The sequence below is a fragment of the Streptacidiphilus pinicola genome (assembly GCF_003258295.1).
Classification (GTDB): domain Bacteria; phylum Actinomycetota; class Actinomycetes; order Streptomycetales; family Streptomycetaceae; genus Streptacidiphilus; species Streptacidiphilus pinicola.
In genome coordinates this window covers 34,160-56,116 of the sequence record NZ_QKYN01000082.1, presented here as the reverse complement: position 1 = coordinate 56,116, position 21,957 = coordinate 34,160, and the positions used below count along the sequence as shown (strand labels likewise).

Annotated in this window: 23 protein-coding genes and 1 pseudogene; 8 read left to right on the top strand and 16 right to left on the bottom strand. The window is 71.3% G+C overall.

Going from position 1 to position 21,957, the window contains the following annotated elements:
- Position 1: 1 nt before the first annotated feature.
- From DN069_RS21185 to DN069_RS21165, 5 genes are all read right to left on the bottom strand, one after another.
- Positions 2-775, bottom strand: coding sequence for a GntR family transcriptional regulator (locus DN069_RS21185; protein WP_111503136.1), 774 nt, complete (start codon positions 773-775; stop codon positions 2-4).
- Between the two features lie 223 nt (positions 776-998).
- Complete coding sequence (locus tag DN069_RS21180; protein ID WP_111503134.1) at positions 999-2,354, bottom strand: aspartate aminotransferase family protein; 1,356 nt, start codon at positions 2,352-2,354, stop codon at positions 999-1,001.
- A gap of 88 nt (positions 2,355-2,442) precedes the next feature.
- Complete coding sequence (locus DN069_RS21175; protein ID WP_111503132.1) at positions 2,443-2,889, bottom strand: GNAT family N-acetyltransferase; 447 nt, start codon at positions 2,887-2,889, stop codon at positions 2,443-2,445.
- Between the two features lie 12 nt (positions 2,890-2,901).
- Complete coding sequence (locus tag DN069_RS21170) at positions 2,902-3,498, bottom strand: GNAT family N-acetyltransferase (RefSeq protein ID WP_111503130.1); 597 nt, start codon at positions 3,496-3,498, stop codon at positions 2,902-2,904.
- A gap of 116 nt (positions 3,499-3,614) precedes the next feature.
- Positions 3,615-4,898, bottom strand: a complete 1,284-nt coding sequence (locus DN069_RS21165) for an adenylosuccinate synthase (protein ID WP_111503128.1) — start codon at positions 4,896-4,898, stop codon at positions 3,615-3,617.
- Positions 4,899-5,030: 132 nt separating this feature from the next.
- Between DN069_RS21165 and DN069_RS21160 the strand changes: the two genes are divergently transcribed.
- Positions 5,031-5,825: a diacylglycerol kinase family protein gene (locus tag DN069_RS21160; protein ID WP_243639517.1), complete on the top strand. Its 795-nt coding sequence runs from the start codon at positions 5,031-5,033 to the stop codon at positions 5,823-5,825.
- A gap of 66 nt (positions 5,826-5,891) precedes the next feature.
- Here DN069_RS21160 and DN069_RS42890 read toward each other — a convergent pair whose 3' ends face one another.
- The 3 genes and pseudogenes from DN069_RS42890 to DN069_RS21150 form a co-directional block, all read right to left on the bottom strand.
- The gene (locus tag DN069_RS42890) at positions 5,892-6,158 is read right to left on the bottom strand and encodes a Rieske (2Fe-2S) protein (RefSeq protein WP_279387919.1); all 267 of its coding nucleotides are present in this window, start codon (positions 6,156-6,158) and stop codon (positions 5,892-5,894) included.
- Positions 6,159-6,404: 246 nt separating this feature from the next.
- Positions 6,405-6,881, bottom strand: a pseudogene (locus tag DN069_RS42885) (DoxX family membrane protein); the annotation flags it as partial.
- A 46-nt stretch (positions 6,882-6,927) separates the two neighbouring features.
- Positions 6,928-8,004, bottom strand: a complete 1,077-nt coding sequence (locus DN069_RS21150) for a hypothetical protein (protein ID WP_133259995.1) — start codon at positions 8,002-8,004, stop codon at positions 6,928-6,930.
- Between the two features lie 156 nt (positions 8,005-8,160).
- Between DN069_RS21150 and DN069_RS21145 the strand changes: the two genes are divergently transcribed.
- Complete coding sequence (locus DN069_RS21145) at positions 8,161-8,580, top strand: DUF3151 domain-containing protein (protein WP_111503122.1); 420 nt, start codon at positions 8,161-8,163, stop codon at positions 8,578-8,580.
- 66 nt (positions 8,581-8,646) lie between these two features.
- On the opposite strand, the gene fbaA is transcribed toward DN069_RS21145, so the two are convergent.
- On the bottom strand, positions 8,647-9,669 hold the full coding sequence (gene fbaA, locus DN069_RS21140) for a class II fructose-bisphosphate aldolase (RefSeq protein WP_111503120.1): 1,023 nt from the start codon (positions 9,667-9,669) through the stop codon (positions 8,647-8,649).
- Positions 9,670-9,884: 215 nt separating this feature from the next.
- Between fbaA and DN069_RS21135 the strand changes: the two genes are divergently transcribed.
- Positions 9,885-10,625: a DedA family protein gene (locus DN069_RS21135; RefSeq protein ID WP_111503118.1), complete on the top strand. Its 741-nt coding sequence runs from the start codon at positions 9,885-9,887 to the stop codon at positions 10,623-10,625.
- Between the two features lie 22 nt (positions 10,626-10,647).
- Here DN069_RS21135 and pyrE read toward each other — a convergent pair whose 3' ends face one another.
- The 5 genes from pyrE to DN069_RS21110 all read right to left on the bottom strand — a co-directional run bounded on the left by pyrE (position 10,648) and on the right by DN069_RS21110 (position 15,293).
- Positions 10,648-11,184: an orotate phosphoribosyltransferase gene (pyrE, locus tag DN069_RS21130; RefSeq protein WP_111503116.1), complete on the bottom strand. Its 537-nt coding sequence runs from the start codon at positions 11,182-11,184 to the stop codon at positions 10,648-10,650.
- A 24-nt stretch (positions 11,185-11,208) separates the two neighbouring features.
- Positions 11,209-12,051, bottom strand: a complete 843-nt coding sequence (locus DN069_RS21125; RefSeq protein WP_111503114.1) for an aldose epimerase family protein — start codon at positions 12,049-12,051, stop codon at positions 11,209-11,211.
- Between the two features lie 61 nt (positions 12,052-12,112).
- The gene (locus DN069_RS21120; RefSeq protein WP_111503112.1) at positions 12,113-13,033 is read right to left on the bottom strand and encodes an SRPBCC family protein; all 921 of its coding nucleotides are present in this window, start codon (positions 13,031-13,033) and stop codon (positions 12,113-12,115) included.
- 83 nt (positions 13,034-13,116) lie between these two features.
- Positions 13,117-14,607: a polyamine aminopropyltransferase gene (locus DN069_RS21115; protein ID WP_207892215.1), complete on the bottom strand. Its 1,491-nt coding sequence runs from the start codon at positions 14,605-14,607 to the stop codon at positions 13,117-13,119.
- A gap of 167 nt (positions 14,608-14,774) precedes the next feature.
- Entirely contained in the window at positions 14,775-15,293 is a 519-nt protein-coding gene (locus DN069_RS21110; RefSeq protein ID WP_111503110.1) for a DUF2617 family protein, read from the bottom strand.
- Positions 15,294-15,828: 535 nt separating this feature from the next.
- Here DN069_RS21110 and DN069_RS21105 point away from each other — a divergent pair.
- Positions 15,829-16,386, top strand: a complete 558-nt coding sequence (locus DN069_RS21105; protein WP_243639523.1) for a DUF1707 and FHA domain-containing protein — start codon at positions 15,829-15,831, stop codon at positions 16,384-16,386.
- 23 nt (positions 16,387-16,409) lie between these two features.
- Entirely contained in the window at positions 16,410-16,628 is a 219-nt protein-coding gene (locus DN069_RS21100; RefSeq protein ID WP_111503106.1) for a hypothetical protein, read from the top strand.
- A 63-nt stretch (positions 16,629-16,691) separates the two neighbouring features.
- Here the strand turns inward: DN069_RS21100 and DN069_RS21095 are convergent, their stop codons facing one another.
- The gene (locus tag DN069_RS21095) at positions 16,692-19,448 is read right to left on the bottom strand and encodes a PKD domain-containing protein (RefSeq protein ID WP_165845582.1); all 2,757 of its coding nucleotides are present in this window, start codon (positions 19,446-19,448) and stop codon (positions 16,692-16,694) included.
- A gap of 301 nt (positions 19,449-19,749) precedes the next feature.
- On the opposite strand from DN069_RS21095, the gene DN069_RS21090 reads away from it, so the two are divergent.
- From DN069_RS21090 to DN069_RS21080, 3 genes are read left to right on the top strand one after another with little or no spacing between them, the layout of a single operon-like run.
- On the top strand, positions 19,750-20,046 hold the full coding sequence (locus DN069_RS21090) for a hypothetical protein (RefSeq protein ID WP_111503173.1): 297 nt from the start codon (positions 19,750-19,752) through the stop codon (positions 20,044-20,046).
- 11 nt (positions 20,047-20,057) lie between these two features.
- Positions 20,058-20,441: a type II toxin-antitoxin system VapC family toxin gene (locus DN069_RS21085; protein ID WP_279387917.1), complete on the top strand. Its 384-nt coding sequence runs from the start codon at positions 20,058-20,060 to the stop codon at positions 20,439-20,441.
- A 59-nt stretch (positions 20,442-20,500) separates the two neighbouring features.
- Positions 20,501-20,716: a DUF6243 family protein gene (locus DN069_RS21080; RefSeq protein ID WP_111503100.1), complete on the top strand. Its 216-nt coding sequence runs from the start codon at positions 20,501-20,503 to the stop codon at positions 20,714-20,716.
- Between the two features lie 48 nt (positions 20,717-20,764).
- On the opposite strand, the gene DN069_RS21075 is transcribed toward DN069_RS21080, so the two are convergent.
- The gene (locus tag DN069_RS21075) at positions 20,765-21,937 is read right to left on the bottom strand and encodes a pyridoxal phosphate-dependent aminotransferase (protein WP_111503098.1); all 1,173 of its coding nucleotides are present in this window, start codon (positions 21,935-21,937) and stop codon (positions 20,765-20,767) included.
- Between the last annotated feature and the right edge of the window lie 20 nt (positions 21,938-21,957).

The window sequence follows — 21,957 nt, the reverse complement described above, 5'->3', positions numbered from 1 at the left end:
CCTACTGGGTCGTCCCAGGCAGCGGGTCGGGTTCACGCTGGCCCGGGACCTGCGAGAGCTCGGTCGGGAGCGGGCGTCCGCACAGGGCGGACATCTGCCGCAGGGACTCCTGGTTGTAGCCGAGGAGCATGGCGTGGACGCCGGACTGGTCACCGGTCTCGATGAGGTCGACCAGCTCCAGGTGGCGGGACCAGCAGAAGTCCGCCACGTCCTCGCGGCCGCGCAGGTAGCCCGCGGCGAAGATCCAGTACTGGACCCGGAGCCAGTCCAGGTAGTCGGCGATGCGGCGGTTGCCGGCGAACGCGCCGAGCTCGGCCCAGAAGCGGCGGTCGCAGCCGACGAGCACGTCCAGCCGGCCCGCGCGGGCGGCGCTGACCGCGGCGTCGGCGCGGCGGCGCAGGGAGGCCAGGGCCGCCGGGTCGAGCGCGGAGAGGCGGCCGGAGAGGCGGCGGAAGATGCCGTCGATGACCAGCGAGCGGGCCTCGACGATGTCGACGAAGTCGTCCCAGGTGAAGCGCGGCACGGCGAAGCCGCGACCGGGCTCGACGACGAGCATGCCCTGGGCGGCGAGGTCGACCAGCGCCTCGCGGACCGGGGTCGCGGAGACGCCGTAGAGCTCGGCGATCTCCTTGACGGTGAAGTGGCGGCCGGCGGCGAGGCGGCCCGCCATCAGCTCGTCCCGCATCGCGCCGGCGACCTGTTCCCGCAGGGAGCTGCGCTGGACGACCGGGGACCCGGTGGATCGGCGGCCGGTGGAGCCGAGGCCGAACGGCATGGCGCTTTCCTCCGCTCCGGTCCGTCGCATCGTGGTCGTGGTCGTGGTCGTGGTCGTCTGGGTTGGTCGTGATCCGTCCCGACCTGTGCGTGTTCCTCCGCATACTGCCGGTCAGGGCCCCCCAATGGTAAGGCCCCGCACCCCCCGTTCGGTGGGGGCGCGGGGCCGATAAGGTATAGACCAAATCACGGGCCGGTCACGGCCGAAGGCCTCTGGCGGGACCTCAGGCGGTGTGCCGGTCGGTGAGGGTCAGCACCTCGTCGAGGACGGCCAGGCCCTCCTTGGCCTCGGCCTCGGTGACGTTGCACGGCGGCACGACGTGGAAGCGGTTCATGTTGGTGAACGGCCACAGGCCACGCTTCTTGCACTCCGCCGCCAGCTCGGCCATCGGCGCGTTGGCGGCGCCGGCCGCGTTGTAGGGGGTGAGCGGCTCGCGCGTCTCGCGGTTCTTCACCAGCTCGACGGCCCAGAAGACACCGAGGCCGCGGACCTCGCCGATGGACGGGTGCCGCTCGGCCATCGCGCGCAGCTCGGGGCCGATCACGGTCTCGCCGACGTGCTTGGCGTTCTCGACGATGCCCTCCTCGGCCATGGCGTTGATCGTCGCCACGGCGGAGGCGCAGGCCAGCGGGTGGCCCGAGTAGGTCAGGCCGCCCGGGAAGGGGCGCTCGGCGAAGGTCGCGGCGATCTCGCCGCTGATCGCGACGCCGCCCAGCGGGACGTAGCCGGAGTTGACGCCCTTGGCGAAGGTCAGCAGGTCCGGGGTGACGCCCCAGTGGTCGGCGGCGAACCACTCGCCGGTGCGGCCGAAACCGGCCATGACCTCGTCCAGGATGAAGACGATCCCGTAGCGGTCGCAGATCTCGCGGACGCCCGCGAGGTAGCCGGTCGGCGGGATCAGGATGCCGGCGGTGCCGACGACGGTCTCCAGGATGATGGCGGCGACGGTCTGCGGACCCTCGAACGCGATCGTGTCCTCCAGGTGCGCCAGCGCGCGCTCGCACTCCTGCGCCTCGTTCTCGGCGTGGAAGTTGGAGCGGTACGGGTACGGGCCCCAGAAGTGCACGACGCCGGAGACGCCGGTCTCGTTCGGCCAGCGACGCGGGTCGCCGGTCAGCGCGATCGCGTTGGCCGTGGCGCCGTGGTACGAGCGGTAGGTGGAGAGCACCTTCTGGCGGCCGGTGTGCAGCCGCGCCATGCGGATGGCGTTCTCGTTGGCCTCGGCGCCGCCGTTGGTGAAGAAGATCTTGTCGAGGTCGCCCGGGGTGCGCTCCGCGATCAGGCGGGCCGCCTCGGAGCGGGACTCGATGGCGAAGGCCGGCGCGAAGGTGCAGAGCTTGGCGGCCTGCTCCTGGATCGCGGCGACGACCTTGGGGTGCTGGTGGCCGATGTTGGTGTTCACCAGCTGCGAGGAGAAGTCGAGGTAGCGCTTGCCCTCGAAGTCCCAGAAGTACGACCCCTCGGCCCCGGCCACGGCGAGGGGGTCGATCAGGGACTGCGCGGACCACGAGTGGAAGACGTGGGCACGGTCGGCAGCCTTGACCGCCTGGCCGAGTGCCGGGTTTGGGGAGATCGTCATGCGCGCCAGCGTATTTTCCGCCTGTCGCCCCCGGAACGGACAGCTTGTCTGGCGATCCGAGGGCAGGGCGACAGCTTGTCAGCCGAGCTCAGCACGGCATGACGTAGAGCAGGAACTCCGTCTTCTCGCCGTTGCGGTCGTAGGCGGAGCGAGCGCGGTAGTTGTCGTCCGCCGTGTTCCAGCGGATCTGGTACCAGCCACGCACGCGGCCGAGCCGGCGGAGCTCGGCGAGGATCGCGTCGACCGTGCCGCCGCCGCGGTGCCCGGGGTCGACGAAGAGATCGTGCAGGAAACCGCGGGTGCCACGCAGCGGCGAGTGGTCCGGGCTGATGTGGGCCAGCCCGATGGCCCTTCCGTCAGCGTCACGCGCGAGCAGGCACTCGACCGGGTGGTTCTCGTCGTGGATCCAGGCCCAGGATTCCGCGAACCGCTCCTCCGTCAGTTCCACGTGGTAGAACTCGGCATAGCCGGTGAAGAGCTCCCGCCAGCGGGGGTAGTCGGCTTCCGTCGGGGCGGAGATGACGATGTCGCTCATGATGATGCCCTTTCAGCCCTGCGCCAGTCGGTCGGCCAGCCGCTGCTTGGCCTCCGGCCACTCGTCGATGTTCATGCCGAAGTAGACGCTGTCGCGCCAACTGCCGTCACCACGCTGCACCTGGCGGCGGAGCACGCCCTCGCGCTGCGCGCCGAGACGGGCGATGGCGGCCTGCGAGCGCTCGTTGTTGATGTCCGTCTTCCACTGCACCCGGCCGTAGCCGAGCTCCTCGAAGGCGTGGGTGAGCAGCAGCAGCTTGGCCTCGGTGTTGGCGGCGGTGCGCCAGTGGGAGCGGGCGTACCAGGTCCAGCCGATCTCCAGGCGCTCGTCCTGCTCCTGGATGTCCAGAAAGGTGGTCCAGCCCACGGGCCGCCCCGTCGCCAGGTCGACGACGGCGAAGGCCACGAACCGCTTCGGGCCGTGCAGCAGGACGTCGGCGTACTCGGCCAGCTCCTCGGCGCTGCGGGGCGCCGGGCGGATCCAGCGGAAGACCTCCGACGCGTCGGGCTCCAGCGCCTCCCACAGCGCGGGCACGTGGTCGAGGGTGAGCGGCTCCAGCCGGACGTGGCGTCCGGTGAGCACGACAGGAAGCGGGGTCTTCGAGGTCATGTTCGAAACATAGCCGCACTTTGCACTAGAAGCAATGAATATCTGCATTAGTACAATGTCTCCGGGCGCGAAAAAGCCCCCGTCCGGAAGGGCGGGGGCCAGTTCGGAAGAAGCTGCTACAGCAGCGAGTGCACCTGGATCGTCTCGGTCCGGCCGGGGCCGACGCCGATGGCGGAGATGCGGCAGCGGGAGAGCTCCTCCAGCGCCTTCACGTAGTCCTGCGCGTTCTTCGGCAGGTCGTCGAAGGTCTGCGCCTTGGTGATGTCCTCGGACCAGCCGGGCAGCTTCTCGTAGATCGGCTTCGCGTGGTGGAAGTCGGTCTGCGAGAACGGCACCTCTTCGACGCGCTTGCCGTCGATCTCGTACGCGACGCAGACGGGGATCTCCTCCCAGCCGGTCAGCACGTCCAGCTTGGTGAGGAAGACGTCGGTCAGGCCGTTGATCCGGGTCGCGTAGCGGGCGATCGGGGCGTCGAACCAGCCGCAGCGGCGGTCGCGGCCGGTGGTCACGCCGCGCTCGCCGCCGATGCGGCGCAGCGCCTCGCCGTCCTCGTCGAACAGCTCGGTCGGGAACGGGCCGGAGCCGACGCGGGTGGTGTAGGCCTTGAGGATGCCGATCACACGGTCGATCCTGGTGGGACCGATGCCGGTGCCGGTGCAGGCACCGCCGGAGGTCGGGTTGGACGAGGTCACGAACGGATAGGTGCCGTGGTCGACGTCGAGCAGGGTGCCCTGGCCGCCCTCCATCAGCACGACCTTGCCGTCCTCCAGCGCCTGATTGAGCAGCAGCGCGGTGTCGGCGACGAACGGGCGCAGCTTCTCGGCGTAGCCGAGGTACTCCTCGACGACCAGTTCGGCCGGCATGGCCCGGCGGTTGTAGAGCTTGACCAGGATCTGGTTCTTGTCGTTGAGCGCCGCGTCGACCTTCTGCCGCAGGATGCTCTCGTCGAACAGGTCCTGGACCCGGATGCCGATGCGGTTGATCTTGTCGGCGTAGGACGGGCCGATGCCGCGGCCGGTGGTGCCGATCTTCCGCTTGCCCAGGAACCGCTCGGACACCTTGTCCAGGGTCCGGTGGTAGGGGGTGATCAGGTGCGCGTTGCCCGAGATGAGCAGCTTGGACGTGTCCACACCGCGGTCCTGCAGGCCGGCCAGCTCGGAGAGGAGCACGGCCGGGTCGATGACCACACCGTTGCCGATCACCGGGACGCAGTTCGGGCTGAGAATGCCGGAGGGGAGCAGGTGCAGCGCGTACTTCTGGTCGCCTACGACCACCGTGTGACCGGCGTTGTTGCCGCCCTGATAGCGGACCACGTAGTCGACCGAGCCGCCGAGAAGGTCTGTCGCCTTCCCCTTGCCCTCGTCTCCCCACTGAGCACCGACCAGCACGAGTGCGGGCACAGGCGTACACCCCTTTCGGGCGGGGCAAAACTCACGGCGGAAGGCCGCCGCACTGGCCCCGGATAGACCAAGCCCCTGGCGCAAAAGCGCAAGGGGCTCTTACACCGAGAGATTACCCGAGGAAGGACCACGGTGTCGGCTGAGCGTTCGGCGGGCGAGCCCGTGTTGGTCCTGGTCTCCCCTGCGGCGCTGGCCCTGGACGGCGAGTCGGTACGGGTCGCCAAGGACGTGCTCGGCGCTGCCCTGACGATGAAGACGGCGGTGCCGGAGAACCTGTCCGATCTTGATCGACTGCTGGCCCGGCGCGGCCGCAGGCGACCGGTTGTTATCGGCGACGACCGCTATCTGCAACAGGTGGTTCAACTTCTGCATCAGCAGGCCACACTGGACGAAGCCCCCGTCGCGGTGATCCCGGTCGGCCGCGGACCGCGCACCGAACTGGCCCGCGCGCTCGGCGCGGAGGTGCGCCCCGTCCAGGCCGCGCGCGCCGTCGTCCGCGGCGCGGACCGCCCGCTCGATCTGCTCGTCGACGACGGTGGCGGGGTGGTTCTCGGCGGCGTCCGCATCCCCGCGCAGCGTTCGCCCAGGGCGAACAGAGCTCCGTCCACCTGGTGGACAGATCTCGCCGGACTGGTCGTCCGGGCGCTGTCACGGCCGCTCCCCGCACCGCAACAACTCCGGGTGGAGGCGGACGGACAGGTGCTGGCCGATCCCTCGCACCCGCTGCGCGCACTGGCGCTCCGCAGCCACGACGGCGCGGCGGAGCTGCGCATCGACGCCTGCGTCCCGGTCCAGGCCCGCCGGGTCACGGTGGGCGGCTCGCTCTTCACCTACGAGGCGGACCACACCCTGAGCGCGCCGGTCCGCGAGCGCACCTGGACGGTGGAACCGGCCGCCTGGTCCCTGCGGGTGCCGCACCGGCCGTAGTCGCCGCGGCTCCCGGCCCCACCCCGGCGTCCCGCTCCCGGTCTTACTCCGCTTCCCGCTCCGGCCCTACTCCGGCTTCCCGGCGACCCGGAGGTCCGTGCCGGACCGCGTGACGGCATGGCGCGGCAGCGCCTGCGTGGCCGGGCCGCGCAGGACCGCACCGGTCGCGGCGTCGAACGCGGAGTCGTGGCAGGGGCAGACGAAGGCACCGTCCTTCGGTGGCAGGACCGTGCATCCGGCGTGCGTGCACGCGCCGGAGAAGGCGCAGAAGGTACCCGGCTTCGGCTGGACCACGAAGATCGGATCGCCGCTGCCGGGCGCGCTGAGCTGCACCGCGCCGCCGACCGGGACCTTCGAGACCGCGACGCTCACACCCGTGGCCGTCCCGCCTCCCGAGGGACCGCCCGACGGCCCACCCCCTGGCCCGCCCGGCTGCCCGCCCGTCGGTGCGGCGGCGCCCGTCACCGGCCCCCGGGACCGTGCGGTCAGCGCCCCCGCGAGCAGCCCGCCGCCGACCACGGCGAGGACGGCGGTCCCGGTCTCGAGCACCGCGCGCCGCCTGCTCTCGCCGCTCGCGAGCCGGCCCGAACGGCGGGCCCCCAGCCAGGCGTCGAGCGAGAGCGAGGGCGTCCCGGCGAGGAGCAGCGGGGTCCAGGCCGCGAGATACGCCAGGTCGTTGCCGAGGAAGTACGGATACGTCCGCCAACTGACCGTCAGAAAGAGGGTCAGGCTGAGCACCGCACCGCCGGCCGCCGCCATCCGGCCGAAGAGCCCGAGGAGGGTGCCCAGGCCGACCGCGAGCTCGCCGAAGGCGAGAGCGGTGCCGGTCACCGTCGGAGCGTGGCGGGCCAGGCGCAGCAGCGGCGCGGCGGGGCTGTGCTGGGCGAGCGCGGCCTGGAGCTGGGACAGGTACGAGGCGGGATCCCCGGCCCCGGCCAGGTAGTGCGGGTCGCCCAGCTTGACCAGACCGGCGTAGCAGAAGGTCACGCCGAGAAAGAGTCGCAGCGGCAGCAGCGCCTGGCGGCGCAGGGAGTCGGTGGGGAGCGTCATCGTCATGGTCGAGGTCGTCCAGGGTTCGTGTTCGTCAGGCGGTGAACGGCGCTCAGTCCGCCGAAGTGCTGCCACCGGAGGCGGACCGGCACGCGACCGCCGCCGCGCCGTCGAGCTGCGGGCAGAGCTTCGTCCGGGCGGACTTGTCGTGGAAGTTGACGTTCCAGTAGCTGACCATGCCGCCCACACAGGCCGGTCGCTGCCACGGCTGCGGCGCCGCCTCGCACTGGGCGGCCGTCCACCCGGGCCGGTCGATGTTGTACTTCATCAGCCGCGAGCCCGTCCCCCGGGTGCAGGACTGCTGTCCGCCCGCGGTGGGCGCGTTCAGACACCAGCTCAGCGCCTGGACGAAGCTCGCCGGGTGGTTCACGTAGTCGTGCGTCTGCAGGTAGTAGATCGGGGCGTAGAAGTAGCAGGCGGACTGGAAGACCGACGGCTGCTCCGGGCAGGGGTACAGCGGCTCCGCCGCCAGGCGCTGCGCGGGGAGCTGCGCCAGGGCCGCGGGGTCGTCCTCGTCGGGCTCGAAGAGCTGCATGAAGACACCCTCCGAGCAGGCCACCACCTGGTAGGTCTGCCCGAAGCGGTCGCAGAGCCGCTCCGCCTTCGACACGTCCAGATGCGAGACGAACATCGCGCCGTGCCCGATGCCGTGGATGCACGAGGCCGCCAGCTGTGGCGCGCACAGGGTGGTGACGGCGGCCACCGGGTCGGGGCTCTGGGCCAGCGTCTCCTCGACGATGCCGTGCAGGTAGCCGGAGCCGCAGACGTCGTTGCGGAAGGCGGCAGCCTTGCTGAAGCTGCCGTACTTCTTCAGCGCCGCATGCCCGAGGTCGTGCGCGACGGGGTGACAGAACCGGCTGACCTGCGGTTGGACCTCGGTGATGTGCTCCAGGTCGTCGAGGGCGACGCCGGGGTCGGTGCGGTTCAGCTCCGCGACGAGGTGGGTGCGCAGGGTGCTCTGGGTCCACAGCGCGGGCGTGGCCGGGACCGAGGGCGTCGGCGAGGGCCCGGTGGTCGTGGGCGGCGCGGACGCCACGGCCACCGGAACGGCCCACGCGGTCGTCGCGACGGCCCACACTCCTGCGGCGAACAGACAGAATGCGGCCAGGAGAGCGGTTGCTCTGCCCACGATCGTCCCCCTGCGACGTGCACCGATGCTTTGCTGCACGGAACGATGCCATCCGGGGGCGAACGAGTTCCGCCCGGGGCCCCGCTGTCGTCTAACCGTGACATCCGAGGAACACGGCGCTGCCCCCCGAAACGCCGCAATGGCAGACTGGCAGCCATGTCCATTCACGAGAACCTGCTCGGTGGCCCGGAGCCGACGCTCCTGCCCGAGGACGAGCAGCCGTACCAGCAGATGGCCGAGCAGTCCGCGTCCCCCGCGCAGATCGCGGCGGCGCACCCGACCTTCTCCCTGGCCTGGGCCCAGCTGGCGGACGAGTCCTTCGCCGCGGGTCGCGTGGTCGAGTCGTACGCCTACGCGCGCACGGGCTACCACCGGGGCCTGGACCAGCTGCGTCGTGCCGGCTGGAAGGGCCACGGGCCGATCCCGTGGGACCACCGGGGCAACCGCGGCTTCCTGCGCTGCCTGGCCGCGCTGGCCCGCGCCGCCGACTCCATCGGCGAGACCGACGAGGCGGCCCGCTGCTGGGCCTTCCTCAAGGACAGCAGCCCCGAGGCCTACACCGAGCTGAAGCAGTAGACGGTCAGCAGAACGAAGACGAGGGCCCCGGAACCGCCGAGCGGTTCCGGGGCCCTCATACATGACCTACTTCAGCTTGTTGCCCGCCGAGCGCAGCTGCTTGGCGGCCTCCAGCACGCGGGCGGCCATGCCCGCCTCGGCCAGCTTGCCCCAGGTGCGCGGGTCGTAGGTGTTCTTCTTGCCGACCTCGCCGTCGACCTTCAGCACGCCGTCGTAGTTGCGGAACATGTGGTCCACGACCGGGCGGGTGAAGGCGTACTGGGTGTCGGTGTCCAGGTTCATCTTGACGACGCCGTTCTCCAGCGCGGTCTCGATCTCCTCGACGCTCGAGCCGGAGCCGCCGTGGAAGACGAAGTCGAACGGCTCGGTCTTGCCGTACTGCTTGCCGATCGCGTCCTGCAGCTCGCGCAGCAGCTCCGGCTTGAGGACGACGTTGCCCGGCTTGTAGACGCCGTGCACGTTGCCGAAGGAGGCGGCCAGCAGGTAGCGGCCCTTCTCGCCCAGACCCAGGGCCTCGGCGGTGCGCACCGCGTCGTTGACCGTGGTGTAGAGGGAGTCGTTGATCTCGTGGGAGACGCCGTCCTCCTCGCCGCCGGTCGGGGTGATCTCGACCTCGAGGATGATCTTGGCGGCGCGGGCCTGGGCCAGCAGCTCCTCGGCGATGGCCAGGTTGTCGTTCAGGGTCTCGGCGGAGCCGTCCCACATGTGCGACTGGAAGAGCGGGTTCTCGCCGCGGGCCACGCGCTCGGCGGAGATCGCCAGCAGCGGGCGGACGTAGCCGTCCAGCTTGTCCTTGGGGCAGTGGTCGGTGTGCAGGGCGATGTTGACGTCGTACTTCGCGGCCACGATGTACGCGAACTCGGCGAGGGCCACCGCGCCCGTCACCATGTCCTTGCTGTACTGACCGCCCAGGAACTCGGCGCCGCCGGTCGAGATCTGAACGATGCCGTCGCTCTCGGCCTCGGCGAAGCCGCGCAGGGCCGCGTGCAGGGTCTGCGAGGAGGTGACGTTGATCGCGGGGTAGGCGAACTTGCCTGCCTTGGCCCGGTCCAGCATCTCGTTGTAGACCTCGGGCGTTGCGATAGGCATGCGAACCGCTCCTGTCGGGGTGGGCGTCCAACCATGGGGTGAAGGTGCTGACGCCGGACTTCGTCGACCGGGCACCGTGCGCCATTCTCGCACTGCGGTGCAACCCCTTCATCCCCTCGCTCGGCAGGTCACGGGGGGACCTAGGTCCCCCTCCGGACTTCCCGCGGTGCCGGGCGGGACAACGTGCGGTCACCCACGACCGCTACTCTGCGCGGGTGACCCAGAACCTCGCGCTCAACCTGAGCACCCTGCTGGACGCGAAGGCCCTGATCGCTCAGGTCGGTGCGTACGGACTGCTCGCGATCGTCTTCGCCGAGACGGGCCTGCTGATCGGCTTCTTCCTGCCCGGCGACTCGCTGCTGATCCTCGGCGGCGTCGCCGCGTCCGGCGCGGGCAAGGCGCTGCTCGGCACCCAGATGTCGATCGGGACGCTGCTCGTCGGCGCGCCGATCTGCGCGATCGCGGGCGCGCAGCTGGGCCACCTGCTGGGCGTGAAGGTCGGCTCGCGGATGTTCGACCGGCCGAACTCGAAGCTGTTCAAGCGGGACCACGTGGTCAAGGCGGAGCAGTACTTCAACCGCTTCGGCCCGGCGAAGGCCGTGGTCATGGCCCGCTTCGTGCCGGTGGTGCGCACCTTCCTGAACCCGGTGGCGGGGACCCTGGAGATGCCGGCCCGCACCTTCCTGGTCTGGAACGCCGTCGGCGGCCTGGTGTGGACCGAGGCCATGCTGCTGATCGGCTACAAGTTCGGCTCGTCGATGGCTCCGGTGATCGACAAGTACCTGATCCCGGCGGTGGGCCTGATCGTGCTGCTCTCGGTGATCCCGATCATCATCGAGGTGGTGCGCGGTCGCCGCGAGGGCGGCCAGGGCGGCGGGACGGCGCTGGCCGACGGACCGTCCGCGGTCCCGCCCGCGCAGGCCGCGGGCCGCGGAGGACGCCACCGCAAGCGGTGACGCCCTCGCGCGACGAATGCGCCTACAGGCCGAGGTCGCTCAGCTCGTAGGCGAAGAGGTAGGGCAGGCCCGCGTCGGCGATCGCCTGCGCGGCGCTGCGCTCGACGATGGTGGCGACGGCGACGACCTCGCCGCCCGCCTCACGCACCGCCTCGACGGCGGTGAGCGGCGAGCCGCCGGTGGTGGAGGTGTCCTCGACGACCAGGACCCGGCGGCCCTTCACGTCCGTGCCCTCGATCCGGCGCTGCATGCCGTGCGCCTTCTGGGCCTTGCGCACCACGAAGGCGTCCAGGCGCTGCCCGCGCGCCGCGGAGGCGTGCAGCATCGCGGTGGCGACCGGGTCCGCGCCGAGCGTGAGCCCGCCGACGGCGTCGAAGTCGAGGTCCTTGGTGAGGTCGAGCATGACCTGGCCGACGAGCGGGGCGGCCACGCCGTCCAGCGTCACGCGGCGAAGGTCGACGTAGTAGTCCGACTCCAGGCCGGACGAGAGGATGACTTTGCCGTGGACGACGGCCTTGGTCTTGATCTCTTCGAGAAGCGCGTCACGCGTAGTGCTCATGAGGCTCCAGCTTAGCTGCGGAGCTCAGCCGCGGCGCCACGACCAGGTCGTGGTGACCTCGAGAGGTTCGATCGGGGTGACCAGGTGGGGGGCGGTGTTGAGGCCGTTCGGGGGGCCCGACTGCGGTTCGACGCAGAGGGCGTCGGCCTGGTGGTCGAAGACCACCGCCCAGGGGCAGTCGCTGGTGATCCGCAGGGCGAGCTCGTCGCCCCAGGTCAGCGTGGCCTCGACCCCGTCCGGGAAGGCGAAGCAGTCGTCCCAGGGCCCCGGGGCCGGGTCGATGCGGCGGCCCGTCGGCAGGTAGTCCGCGCCGCGCTCCTCCTGCCAGGCGGGCGCGAAGTCCAGCGCGGCCTGCGGTCCGTCGGCGCGCAGCCGCTTGCGGAACCACGGGTGCCAGCCCGCCTGCGCCGGGAAGGAGTCCCGCAGCGCCTCCACCGAGATCGTGATCCTCAGCTGCTCCGGCGTCAGCTCGAACAGCTGGGTCACCCGGCCCGGGTAGGGCCAGGGCTCCGCGAGTTCGTGGACGAGGGCCGCGCTCACGCCCTCGTCCGTCGCGGCGGGCGCGGTCGCGACGCGCCAGCGTCCGCGCAACGCGGTGCCGTGGGCGGCGTGCGGCACCAGGTCGAGCGGCAGCTGGTGCCGGACCGGCCCGTTGTTGAACCGCCCCCGCTCCAGCCGGCCCGCCCACGGCGCCATCGGGAACGAGCCGTATCCGAAGACGTCACCGTTGGGATCCGCGACGTCCTGCGAGGTACGCAGCAGCTCCGTACCGCCCAGGCACAGGCTGCCGAGCCGGCCCCCCGCCCCGGGCAGGAGCGTCACGGCCGCGTCGCCCGCGGAGAGCAGGACGGGGGCGAGGTCGAGCACAGGTGGTCCTTCCTTCCGGAACGGTCGAGCCTTCCGGAGCGGCGGCGGGGAGGTCGTGCGGTCAGCGGGAGCGGCGCAGGGCGCGGGCGAGCAGCAGCGCGCCGCCGAGGAGGGCGACACCGCCGCCCACGAGCCACGGTGTGGGGATGCGGTCCGGCGTGAGGACCGGCGGCTCCCCCATCCGCGGCTCCGGGCCGCCCCACCGCGCCGACGCCCGCGAACGTGCGCTGCGCGCGGGCAGGGCGGGGGCGTAGCGCCCGCGCGGCGGGGCGTGGTCCACCTCCTCGGCGGAGCGGCCGACGATGTGCCGCCGCGCCGGGTCCGCGGTCGCCTCGGCCGGCGTGGGGAGGCCGTCCAGATCGGAGAACTCGGGCAGCGCGGCGAGGTCCTGCAGCTCCTCCTCCAGCGGGCCGAGGTCGTTCAGGTCGCCCAGTCCCTCAACGAGGAAGAACTCCGACGCGTCCGACGGCGGCTCCGGCACGGGCGGGACGTCCTCGTCGGCGCGCTCCGCGAGGTCCAGGCAGAAACGGTCCAGCAGTTTGCGGGCGGCGGTCTGGACGGACGCGCTCGACAGCTCCTCGATACGGCCGGTGCCCTGAAGGGACGTCACGAACAGGACCCGGGTCTCCAGGCCCGGGTCCGGCGTGTCCGGGTCGAGCCGCAGGAGGACCGTCCCGGTGACGCCGCCCGTGCCCACGGCCTGCCGGCCGTCGAGCGCGAAGCGGAACACGTCGGGATCGTCTCCGCCGTCCCCCGCGTCCCCACCGTCTCCGGCGTGACCGTCCCCCGCGTCGAGTCGGCGCAGCTCGCCCCGGTAGGTGATGGAGGTGCTGCCGATCCGCAGCTTCAGCCGCCCCTCGAGCGGGGTCCCGCCGTCCTCGTCGGGGGTGAACCCGGGCAGGCACACCGCGAGCAGCTCGGGCCGGCCCAGGGACCGCCGGAGCGCCTGCGGCGAGAGTGGTACCAGAACCTCATGCTCCATGCCGGCTGAGCCTACCCAGCCGACGGCTCCGAGGAACCGATTCGCACGCGGGGAAGTCGCACCGTGCCGGAGGACGCCGGGCGTCACAGCGGTCCCAGGAGGGTCGCAACCCGCGACGGCGTGCCGGTCGGCTCGGTCAGCGGCTGGACGTCCTGGAGCGCGGAACGGGGCAGCGTCGTGGCCGAGGCGAGGACGAAGTGCCAGGTGGCGTCGCCCGCCGGGAGCTCGCCGCAGGCGACCGCGTCCCGGCCGGCGGCCAGGTAGGCGTGCGGGGTGAGGCCCACCGCGCGCAGGGTGTCGGCGACGGACCACAGGTGGTCGGCCGCGTGGACGACCAGGCGCCCGCCGGGAGCCAGCATCCGGCGGACGAGGCCGTAGAACTCGCGGGTGTAGAGCTTGTCGGCCGCGTCCAGCCCGGCGGAGGGCAGATCGGCGACGATCACGTCGTAGGGGTGCTCCTGGACCGGCGCGGTGCGCAGCCAGCCGAAGGCGTCGGCGGTGACGGTCTGGACCCGCGGGTCGGCCAGCGCCGCGCCGTTCAGCTCGCGCAGCACCGGGTCGTCGGTGCCGAGCCGCAGCAGCACCGGGTCCTGTTCCACGACGGTGACGCGGCGGACCCCTGGCGCGGCCAGGATCTGACGGGCTGCCAACCCGTCCCCGCCGCCGAGGACGAGCACCCGGGCGCGGCGCCCGCCGCGCAGCGCGGGGCGGGTGAGGTCGGCGTGGTACGCGGCCTGGTCGTGGCCGCAGACGGCGAGCCGGCCGCTGAGGTAGAGCCGGGCGGCGTCCGCACTGCGGTCGGTCCCCCCGGCGCCACCGGTCAGGATGATCTGCTGGAACCGGCTCTGCGCGCTGACCCGGACCGGCCCGCCGTAGAGCCGCCGCTGCGCCGCGCGTTCGAACGCGCCGCTGCCGGCCCACGCCAGCGCGAGCACCACGACGACCACGCCGCTGCACAACCCGAGCAACAGCCGCACCCGGGGCGCCGGTTCGGCGCGGAACAGCCAGAACGCGATCAGCCCGCCGGCGACGGTGTTGACCACGCCGGTCAGCAGCGCGCCGGTCAGTTGACCGAGCGTCGGCAGCAGCAGGAACGGGAAGGCGAGCCCGCCGACCAGCGCGCCGACGTAGTCCGCGGCGAACAGGTCCGCGACGGCGCGGCCCGCCTCCTGTCGGCGGATCCGCTGCATCAGCGTCATCAGCAGCGGGATCTCCGCGCCGATCAGCAGACCGATCAGGGAGGCGAAGCCGACCAACGCGACCTGGTAGTGGCCGAGCCAGACGTAGCAGCCGTAGAGCGCGATCACGGAGAGGCCGCCGACCAGCGCGAGCAGGCTCTCGACCAGGGCGAAGGAGGCGGCCGGGCGCAAGGTGAACCGTTTGGCCAACAGGGAGCCGACGCCCATGGCGCAGACCATCACCGAGAGCACGACAGAGGCCTGGGTCACGGAGTCGCCCAACAGGTAGCTGCCGAGGGCGACCAGCTCCAGCTCGTAGACCAACCCGCAGGCGGCGCAGACGAAGGCCGCGAGCAGCACCAGCAGACGGGCGGCTCGGGGGGTGGGGTTGATCACGAAGAAACGCTAGGCGACGGACCCGTCCGGGTTCTGCGCCCGGACGGGTGATCCAAGCAGCATCACTTTGACGCGGCGGACACCTGAGCGGACATCCGGGTCAATCATCCGATGACCGCCCGACGAACGCGCGCTGCGGCCGGACCGTCCGGCGAAGCACGGGACCACTACCAGTCGCGGCGGCGCAGGGTCGAGCGCGTGCAGACCAAACGACCCTCCTGTGGATAGGCGTGCCAGGTGCGCCAGAGGATGCCCTCCTCGTCACCACCGGCGAGCAGCGCGGTGAAAGCGTTCGGGTCTCCGGGGAAGACTCCGGCCAGCCCGTGCGGGTGGTTCTCCACTAGGGCCAGCAACTCCTGGGCCCGGCAGTCGAAATCATGTTTCGTCAGTTTTTCGATGCGCGCCGCGAATTCGTACTCCCAGCCGCGCACCTGCTCGGCGGCCCGGGCCGGCAACGGGGTGCGGCGGCCCGGCATGCAGGCCACCGTCTCGACGCAGGCGTCCGGGCCCTGCTCGTTCCGGTCCAGGACGACCTGGTGGGAGGCGCCGAGAAGGCGCAGTTGGAGGCCGTTCGGGCCGAGGTCGAGATCGAGGACGGCGAGGGCCGGGAGCAGCCCGCTCCCCAGGCACCAGGCGAGATCGCCGGCACGGGTGTCGGTATAGGTCGTGTGGAGGGTGGTGAGCATTCTCGGCTCCGCGTACTCGGGTCACTCGACAACGCCGGGCGCCGCTCGGCATGCGCGGACACACCGCACCATGGCAAAGAAGTGACATGGCTACGGCATGAATGGCATGAACGGACCGAAGGGCACCGCGGCGGAGAGACATTCGGGGACTCAGGAAGCAGCGAAGCACGAATGCTCCGTGTCCGTAGGGGATTTACCCATTTTCGACACCGCTCCCCCATCCGGCCCGCAAATGGCACGAGTTCCCTGGCACGCTGATGGAGACGGCTTTGACGTGCCGTGATTCCCGGCGAACTCGGCGGCGATCTCCAGAACATGTGCCGGGCGATCATTCTGCAGGCATATCCGGCATTTTTCGGGCCGTCAGGATCACTCGTCCGTGTGCCACCCGAACGGACCCGTGTGTCGTCAGCCCCGAAGTGGACACTCACTCCTTCGACGGAGCTGGACGCCCCCGGCGAGAGGCCCGACAATCGGCACCATGAACGACCCCGCCGCGTCACGGCTTCCGGAACCGCGTACCGCGCTGCTCCGAATGGACGAGTACGCCGCCTCCGAACGCCTCTCGGACGTAGACCGGGAGCTGGTCGTCGACCGGCTGCGGGAGCACGCGGTGCAGGGGCGGCTCTCCCACGACACCTTCCTGCGCCGCATGGAGCTGGCCTTCGCCGCCCGCTCCCGGCACGAGCTGGACGAGCTCACCGCCGACCTGCCGACGGAGGGCCGGCTCACCCGGGCGCTGGCCCGGGCCGTCGGCACGCTCGCGACGCTCAAGGTGCGGCTGGACAACGCCTGGCGCACACCGCAGTTGCCGGCACTGCCGTTGCCGCGCGACCCGGCCGGCCCGGTGAAGATCGGCCGGCTGGCCGGCTGCGACCTGAAGCTGGGCGACGAGTCGGTCTCCCGGGTCCACGCCGAACTGCGGCTGGAGGGCGGCGTCTGGCTGCTGCGCGACCTCGGCTCCACCAACGGCACGCAGGTCAACGGCTGGCGGGTGATCGGCACCGTGCCCGTCCGGGCCGGCGACCGGGTCAGCTTCGGTTCCGTCAGCTTCCGGCTCGCCCTCGCGAGCGCGCAGACCGCACGGGCCTGACATAGGGGCCCGGGCCCTTCACCGTGCGCATCACCGGCGCGCTCCACGGCCCCTCCACCCGCGCGGCCTTCGCCTCCGGCCTCCAACCGGTCTTCCTCACCGCCGGCCTCACCGGTCTCGCGGCGGGCCTCCTGGTCCTCACCACGGTCCGCCGCCCGACCCCGGCGACCACGGCTACGCCGATGACCGCCTCGGCGGACGCTCCGGTGGTTGCTCAGCCCGACCCGGCGGGCGCCCGCTGACGCACCACAAAGGCCCGGCCACCGCACAGCTGCGACGGCCGGGCCTTCGGTGGTGGTGCGCGTTCAGCCCGCCGAATAGCCCTCGACGGAGGCGGTCAGGTCGAACGGGCTGAGGTCGCCGATGTTCAACTTGATCCAGCCGTTGACCACCGGCAGGTAGACCAGGCTCGCGATGTTCTGACCCGCCGTCACCGTCAGCGCGCCACCGTAGCTGCGGTAGTCGACGATCCCGCCGCTGTAGTGGGCGTTCAGCGCCGCGAGCCGCACGGCGACCGCCGTCGCACCGGCCGGGATGCCGGCGACACCGGCCACCTTGACCCAAACCGCTCCGTTGCCGGTGATCGGGCCCCGCCGGACGCCGAGTCCGGTCAGGGTGTCGAAAACGGGCGTGGACGCGACGGTGACCATCGCCTGGGTGGACGGAGCCGACGCGGCGGGAAGGTAGAACCCCTCCACCTCGGCGCGGACGTTGGTCCAGCCCGCCGAGTTGCGTACGGTGACCGTCCCATCCGGCGCCACCGGGACGAGCAGCGTCGTGGTGTGCCGCTGGCCTGGGTAGGCGTAGACCCCGTCGGCGCCGGGGCCCGCCCCGCGGCCGCCCTGGAACGTCAGCCGGCTGAAGGCGGTGGAGCCGGACGTCGTGACGCTCAGCTCGACCAGGGGCGACCCTTCGCCCGTCGCATAGGACCAGGTGGTGTTCGGGGCGGAAGGACCGGGGACAGCGGAGAACCGCATCGAGCCGCCGGGGCCGATCTTGGCAGGGTGCTGACTCTGTGTGGTGTCGAGTACGGCGAGCCACTGGGTCGGGTAGCCGATGGAGGCCTCGGGGACGAAGACGAGCCCCTGGGTGCCCGGGGTCAGCGTGGAGTAGCCCTCGACCTCGGCCGAGAGGTAGGCACGCCCGGAGAGGTTCGTCAGGTCCACGTAGCCGCCGGCCCCGACGGGCACGTCGATCAGGCTGCTGCTCGCCTGCCGTGCCGGGTAGAGCACAGTCGGCAGCCCCGGCCGGGTCCTTCCCTCCGCATAGGCCGTCACGGAGCCGGACATCCCGGCGCCGACCGCCGTGACGTTCAACCGCACAGCGGCGGCGTCGCCAGGCACACCCGCGACGCCTGCGACCTTCAGCCGCAGCGTCCGGCCTGGCCCGACGACGCTCCTGGACGTCCCGGTGCCGCGGTAGGTGTCCAGCGTGGTGACCGGCGTCGTCCGCGTGAACTGCGGTCCGACGCTGATGTTCTGCCGGATGCTCGCCGTCTGCCCGCCGGCGTCCGTCACCTTGACGCGGACGGTGTACAGCCCCGCTCGCGCGTAGGTGTGCGGCAGGTTCCAGCAACTGCCCGTGACCGGCTTCGAACCGTCCCCGAAGTCGGCCGTGCACGAGGAGATGGTGAACGGGGAGTGGAAGTCCGCACCGGCGAAGACGACGTTCAACGGCGCTGAAGGCTCGGCCCCGAGCCGGGGGTAGAACACCTGAAGGGGTCCGGGCGGATTGACCGTCTCCCACAGAGTGAAGGAGTGCTGAGTCCCGTCGGTCGGCGAGGTCTCTGTGACGGTCACCTGGTAGCGCTTGCTGCCACCGCCCGGCACGGCCGCGTAGGTGTGGTGGACCACGGGGGCCGTCGTCGTGGCCTCGGACGTCCCGTCACCGAAGTCGTAGGTGCGGCTGACGGTGTCGCCCCACGGGTTGTCATCAACGGCGGTGAAGGCGACGGTGGATCCGTAGGCGACGTTGTCGGCGGACAGGGTCGGGCTCTCGGCCTGGAACGGGTCCTGCGCCTCGAGCGCACCTCGGTCGTAGTAACCCACGCCCGTACCGGAGTTGGACACGAGCGGGTCGTCCACGCGAGCGTTTCCGCGAGCGTCGGTGGGCAGCTCGCCCGGTGCCAGGGCGTCGGCCGAGTCGATCTGCAGCGTGTTGGTCACGCGCGGGTTGCTCGCCCCCGTCCAGGCCCCGGCGCCCAGGTCATGCGCGCCCTGGCCGGACGCGGATCGGAAGGCGGGGACGTCGTTGATCGCCCGCCCCGCCCACTCGTACAGCGGACTGCCATTGACCGTGTAGCCCAGGTTGTAGTCGACCTTGGCGCCGACCGTGGAGTCCGCGACCACCGTGATCGGGCCGGCGAAGACATTGTTCTCGATCACCGTGCCGGTCGACGCATGGTCCACCGTGATCGGCGGCGCAGCAGCCGCACCGCCGTCGAGGGTGCTGCTGACAAGGTCAACCCCCGCCGCCGCGGACACGTGCACGCCCAGCGTCCCGGCGCTGATCCAGTCGGTCGTCAGGACGACGTCCGAGCTACCGGGATCGACCTGAACCGCGGTGCCCGCGTCGTAGAGGAACGAGCGGCTGACCGTGATCTGCGAGCTGTCACCGCCGATCTCCAGGCCCGTGGCGGCGGTCCCTGCCAGCATCCCGAAGCCGTCCAGGGTGACCGCGTGCGCGGAAGTGAGCTGCATCGTCGTCGCACTGAGGCCCTGCAGGCGGAGATCGTGTGCACCGGTGACCGACAACCTGGTCAGGTGCCCGGCCCCGGCGATCGTGATCGGCGCGCCCGGCGTCCCGGAGTGTGTGAGGTCGACGTCCCCGTACTGACCCCAACCCTGCACGTGCACCGTGTCGCCCGGCTGCGCGGCGTCCACCGCGGTCTGCAGCGAGCAGTATGGCTGTGCAGCGGTGCCGGGGCCGTTGTTCGAGCAGCCGGCGAGCTGGTTGTCCACATACAGGTCCGTGCCTGCCGCCGCAGCGGACGAGGCGGGCAACGTCAGCCCCGCCGCCACCACCGCCAGCACCAGCGCACCGGACAAACGCGCACGCTTCATAGCATCCCCCCACCCCTGATCAGCCAAGACGGCGCGGGGATCATGCCACAGCACGGAGGTGGCGCGAAAGCGGTATCCCGTGGCGGGATTTGAGCGGCTCGGCGCGACAGTGGCCAGGGGATCGGGATGCCACGGACGGACGCCCCGGGGCCCCGAACCCTGGGGCTCGGACATCCCCCTGGTGACCACCTCGATGACGCCAGCTCCGGGGTTCTGGTGACCCAGGCCACTCCGTTTTCACGCACCCGTTCACCGCTGACTGTGCCGGCGAGGCAGCCGAACCAACGGTATGATCGATGGTATGGCAACCAAGAAGTACACCGTGACCCTGCCTGAGGAGCTCGCTGAGGAGATCCGTTCCGAGGTGGGCTCCGGTGGCTTCAGCCGTTATGTCACGCGGGCGGTCGAGCGCCAGCGCGAGCGGGACCGGCTGCACGAGGCCGTTTCCTGGTGGGAGTCCGAGTACGGCCTCGTCACGGCCGATGAGCTAGCTGAGGCAGAAGCGGAACGCAGAGAGATCGAGCGAGCCCATGCCGAGCGCGAGGAGCGCGAGAAGAAGGCGCGGAAGGCAGCCGAGCCGTCCGGAGAGGCGGCGTGAGCGCGGGACAGGTGTACCTGCTCGACAGCGAGGGCCTCTCGCAGTGGGTGCGCGGCGAGCGTCGTATGGGCCTACGCCTCAAGGACGCGGACCGCTCGGACATCCCGGTGGTGACCACCTCCATGACCCTCGTCGAGGCGTATCACGGCAAGATCCAACGACCAGCCTGGCGGTGGGCCTTGTCGCGACTGCGGGTGGAACCAGTGACCGAGCAGATCGCCAGCGATGCCATCGATCTGCTTGAGCGCACCGGCCTGCACGGGCACAAGTACGCGATGGACGCCGTCCTTGCCGCCGTAGCCCTGCGACAGCCAGGCCGCGTCACGATCTTCACGTCCGACGAGGACGACATGCGCCGGCTCTGCGGCGACCGTGTGGTGGTCGTCAAGCTCTGACATCAGATACTTGCCCACCTGAGTCCGTAGACCACTTCACGTCATTACCGGGAGAACCCGTGACCGACAGCAAGAACATCAACAACCCCGTGGGCATGGGCGGCGGCCAGCGCAAAAGGCTTTCGCGCGCCGAAAGGCAGAACAACGGTCCGCACCGCAACCTCGACCGCCAGGGTGCGGCCGACCAGAAGGCGGAGTTGGTGCGCAAGATGCGTGAGAAGGCAGGCGCGGCCGAGGCTGCCGCGCAGCCGGGCGACGACACCGCACAAAGCTGACGCACGACCACCGCAGCGCAGCCCGGGTGGGCCTGGCTCGTGGCGGCGTCAGCGTTCGGCGAGACGCCGCAGCCGGTCGACCGCTTCGAGCAGGACGGAGTCCTGCTTGCAGAAGGTGAAACGCACCTGGGTGCGGCCCGCCTCCTTGTCGTCGTAGAAGACGGAGTTGGGGATCGCCACCACGCCACAGCGCTCCGGCAGCGCACGGCAGAAGGCGTAGGCGTCCTTCTCGCCGAAGGGGGCGATGTCGGTGGTGATGAAGTAGGTGCCCTGGGGCTCGAAGACCTCGAAGCCGGCCGCGCGCAGGCCGGCGTCGAGGAGGTCGCGCTTGCGTTGGAGGTCGGCGCGGAGGGTGGTGAAGTAGGAGTCCGGCAGGCGGAGGGCGTCCGCGACCGCGTACTGGAACGGGCCGGCGCTGACGTAGGTGAGGTACTGCTTGGCGGTGCGGACGGCAGCGACCAGCTCCGGGGTGGCCGTGACCCAGCCGACCTTCCAGCCGGTGAAGGAGAAGGTCTTGCCGGCCGAGGAGATGGAGACGGTCCGCTCGCGCATGCCCGGCAGGGAGGCGAGTGGGCGGTGGGCGGCCGGGGCGAAGACGAGGTGCTCGTAGACCTCGTCCGTGACGACGAGGAGGTCGTGCTCGACGGCGAGCTCGGCGATGGTGCCGAGCTCGTCCGCGCTGAGCACCATGCCGGTGGGGTTGTGCGGGGAGTTGAGCAGCAGCAGCCGGGTGCGCGGGGTGATCAGCGCACGCAGCTCGTCCAGGTCCGGGCGGAAGGACGGCGCGCGCAGCGTCAGAGGGACCCGGGTGGCGCCCGCCATGGCGATACAGGCGGCGTAGGAGTCGTAGAACGGCTCGAAGGCGATCACCTCGTCGCCGGGTTCGAGCAGGGCCAGCATCGCGGCGGCGATCGCCTCGGTGGCCCCGGCGGTGACCAGCACCTCCGTGTCCGGGTCGAACTCGAGGCCGTGGAAGCGCTGCTGGTGCTCGGCGACGGCGGCGCGCAGCTCCGGGATCCCCGGCCCCGGCGGGTACTGGTTGCCGCGCCCCGCAAGCACCGCGTCCGCCGCGGCCTGCGCGATCTCGCGCGGACCGTCGGTGTCCGGAAAGCCCTGGCCCAGGTTGATCGACCCGGTGGCCGTGGCCAGCGCGGACATCTCCGCGAAGATCGTCGTCCCCATGCCCGCCAACCGGCGGTTCAGCAGCGGCCTGTCGCTCATGACCGCAGCATAGGGGGTCG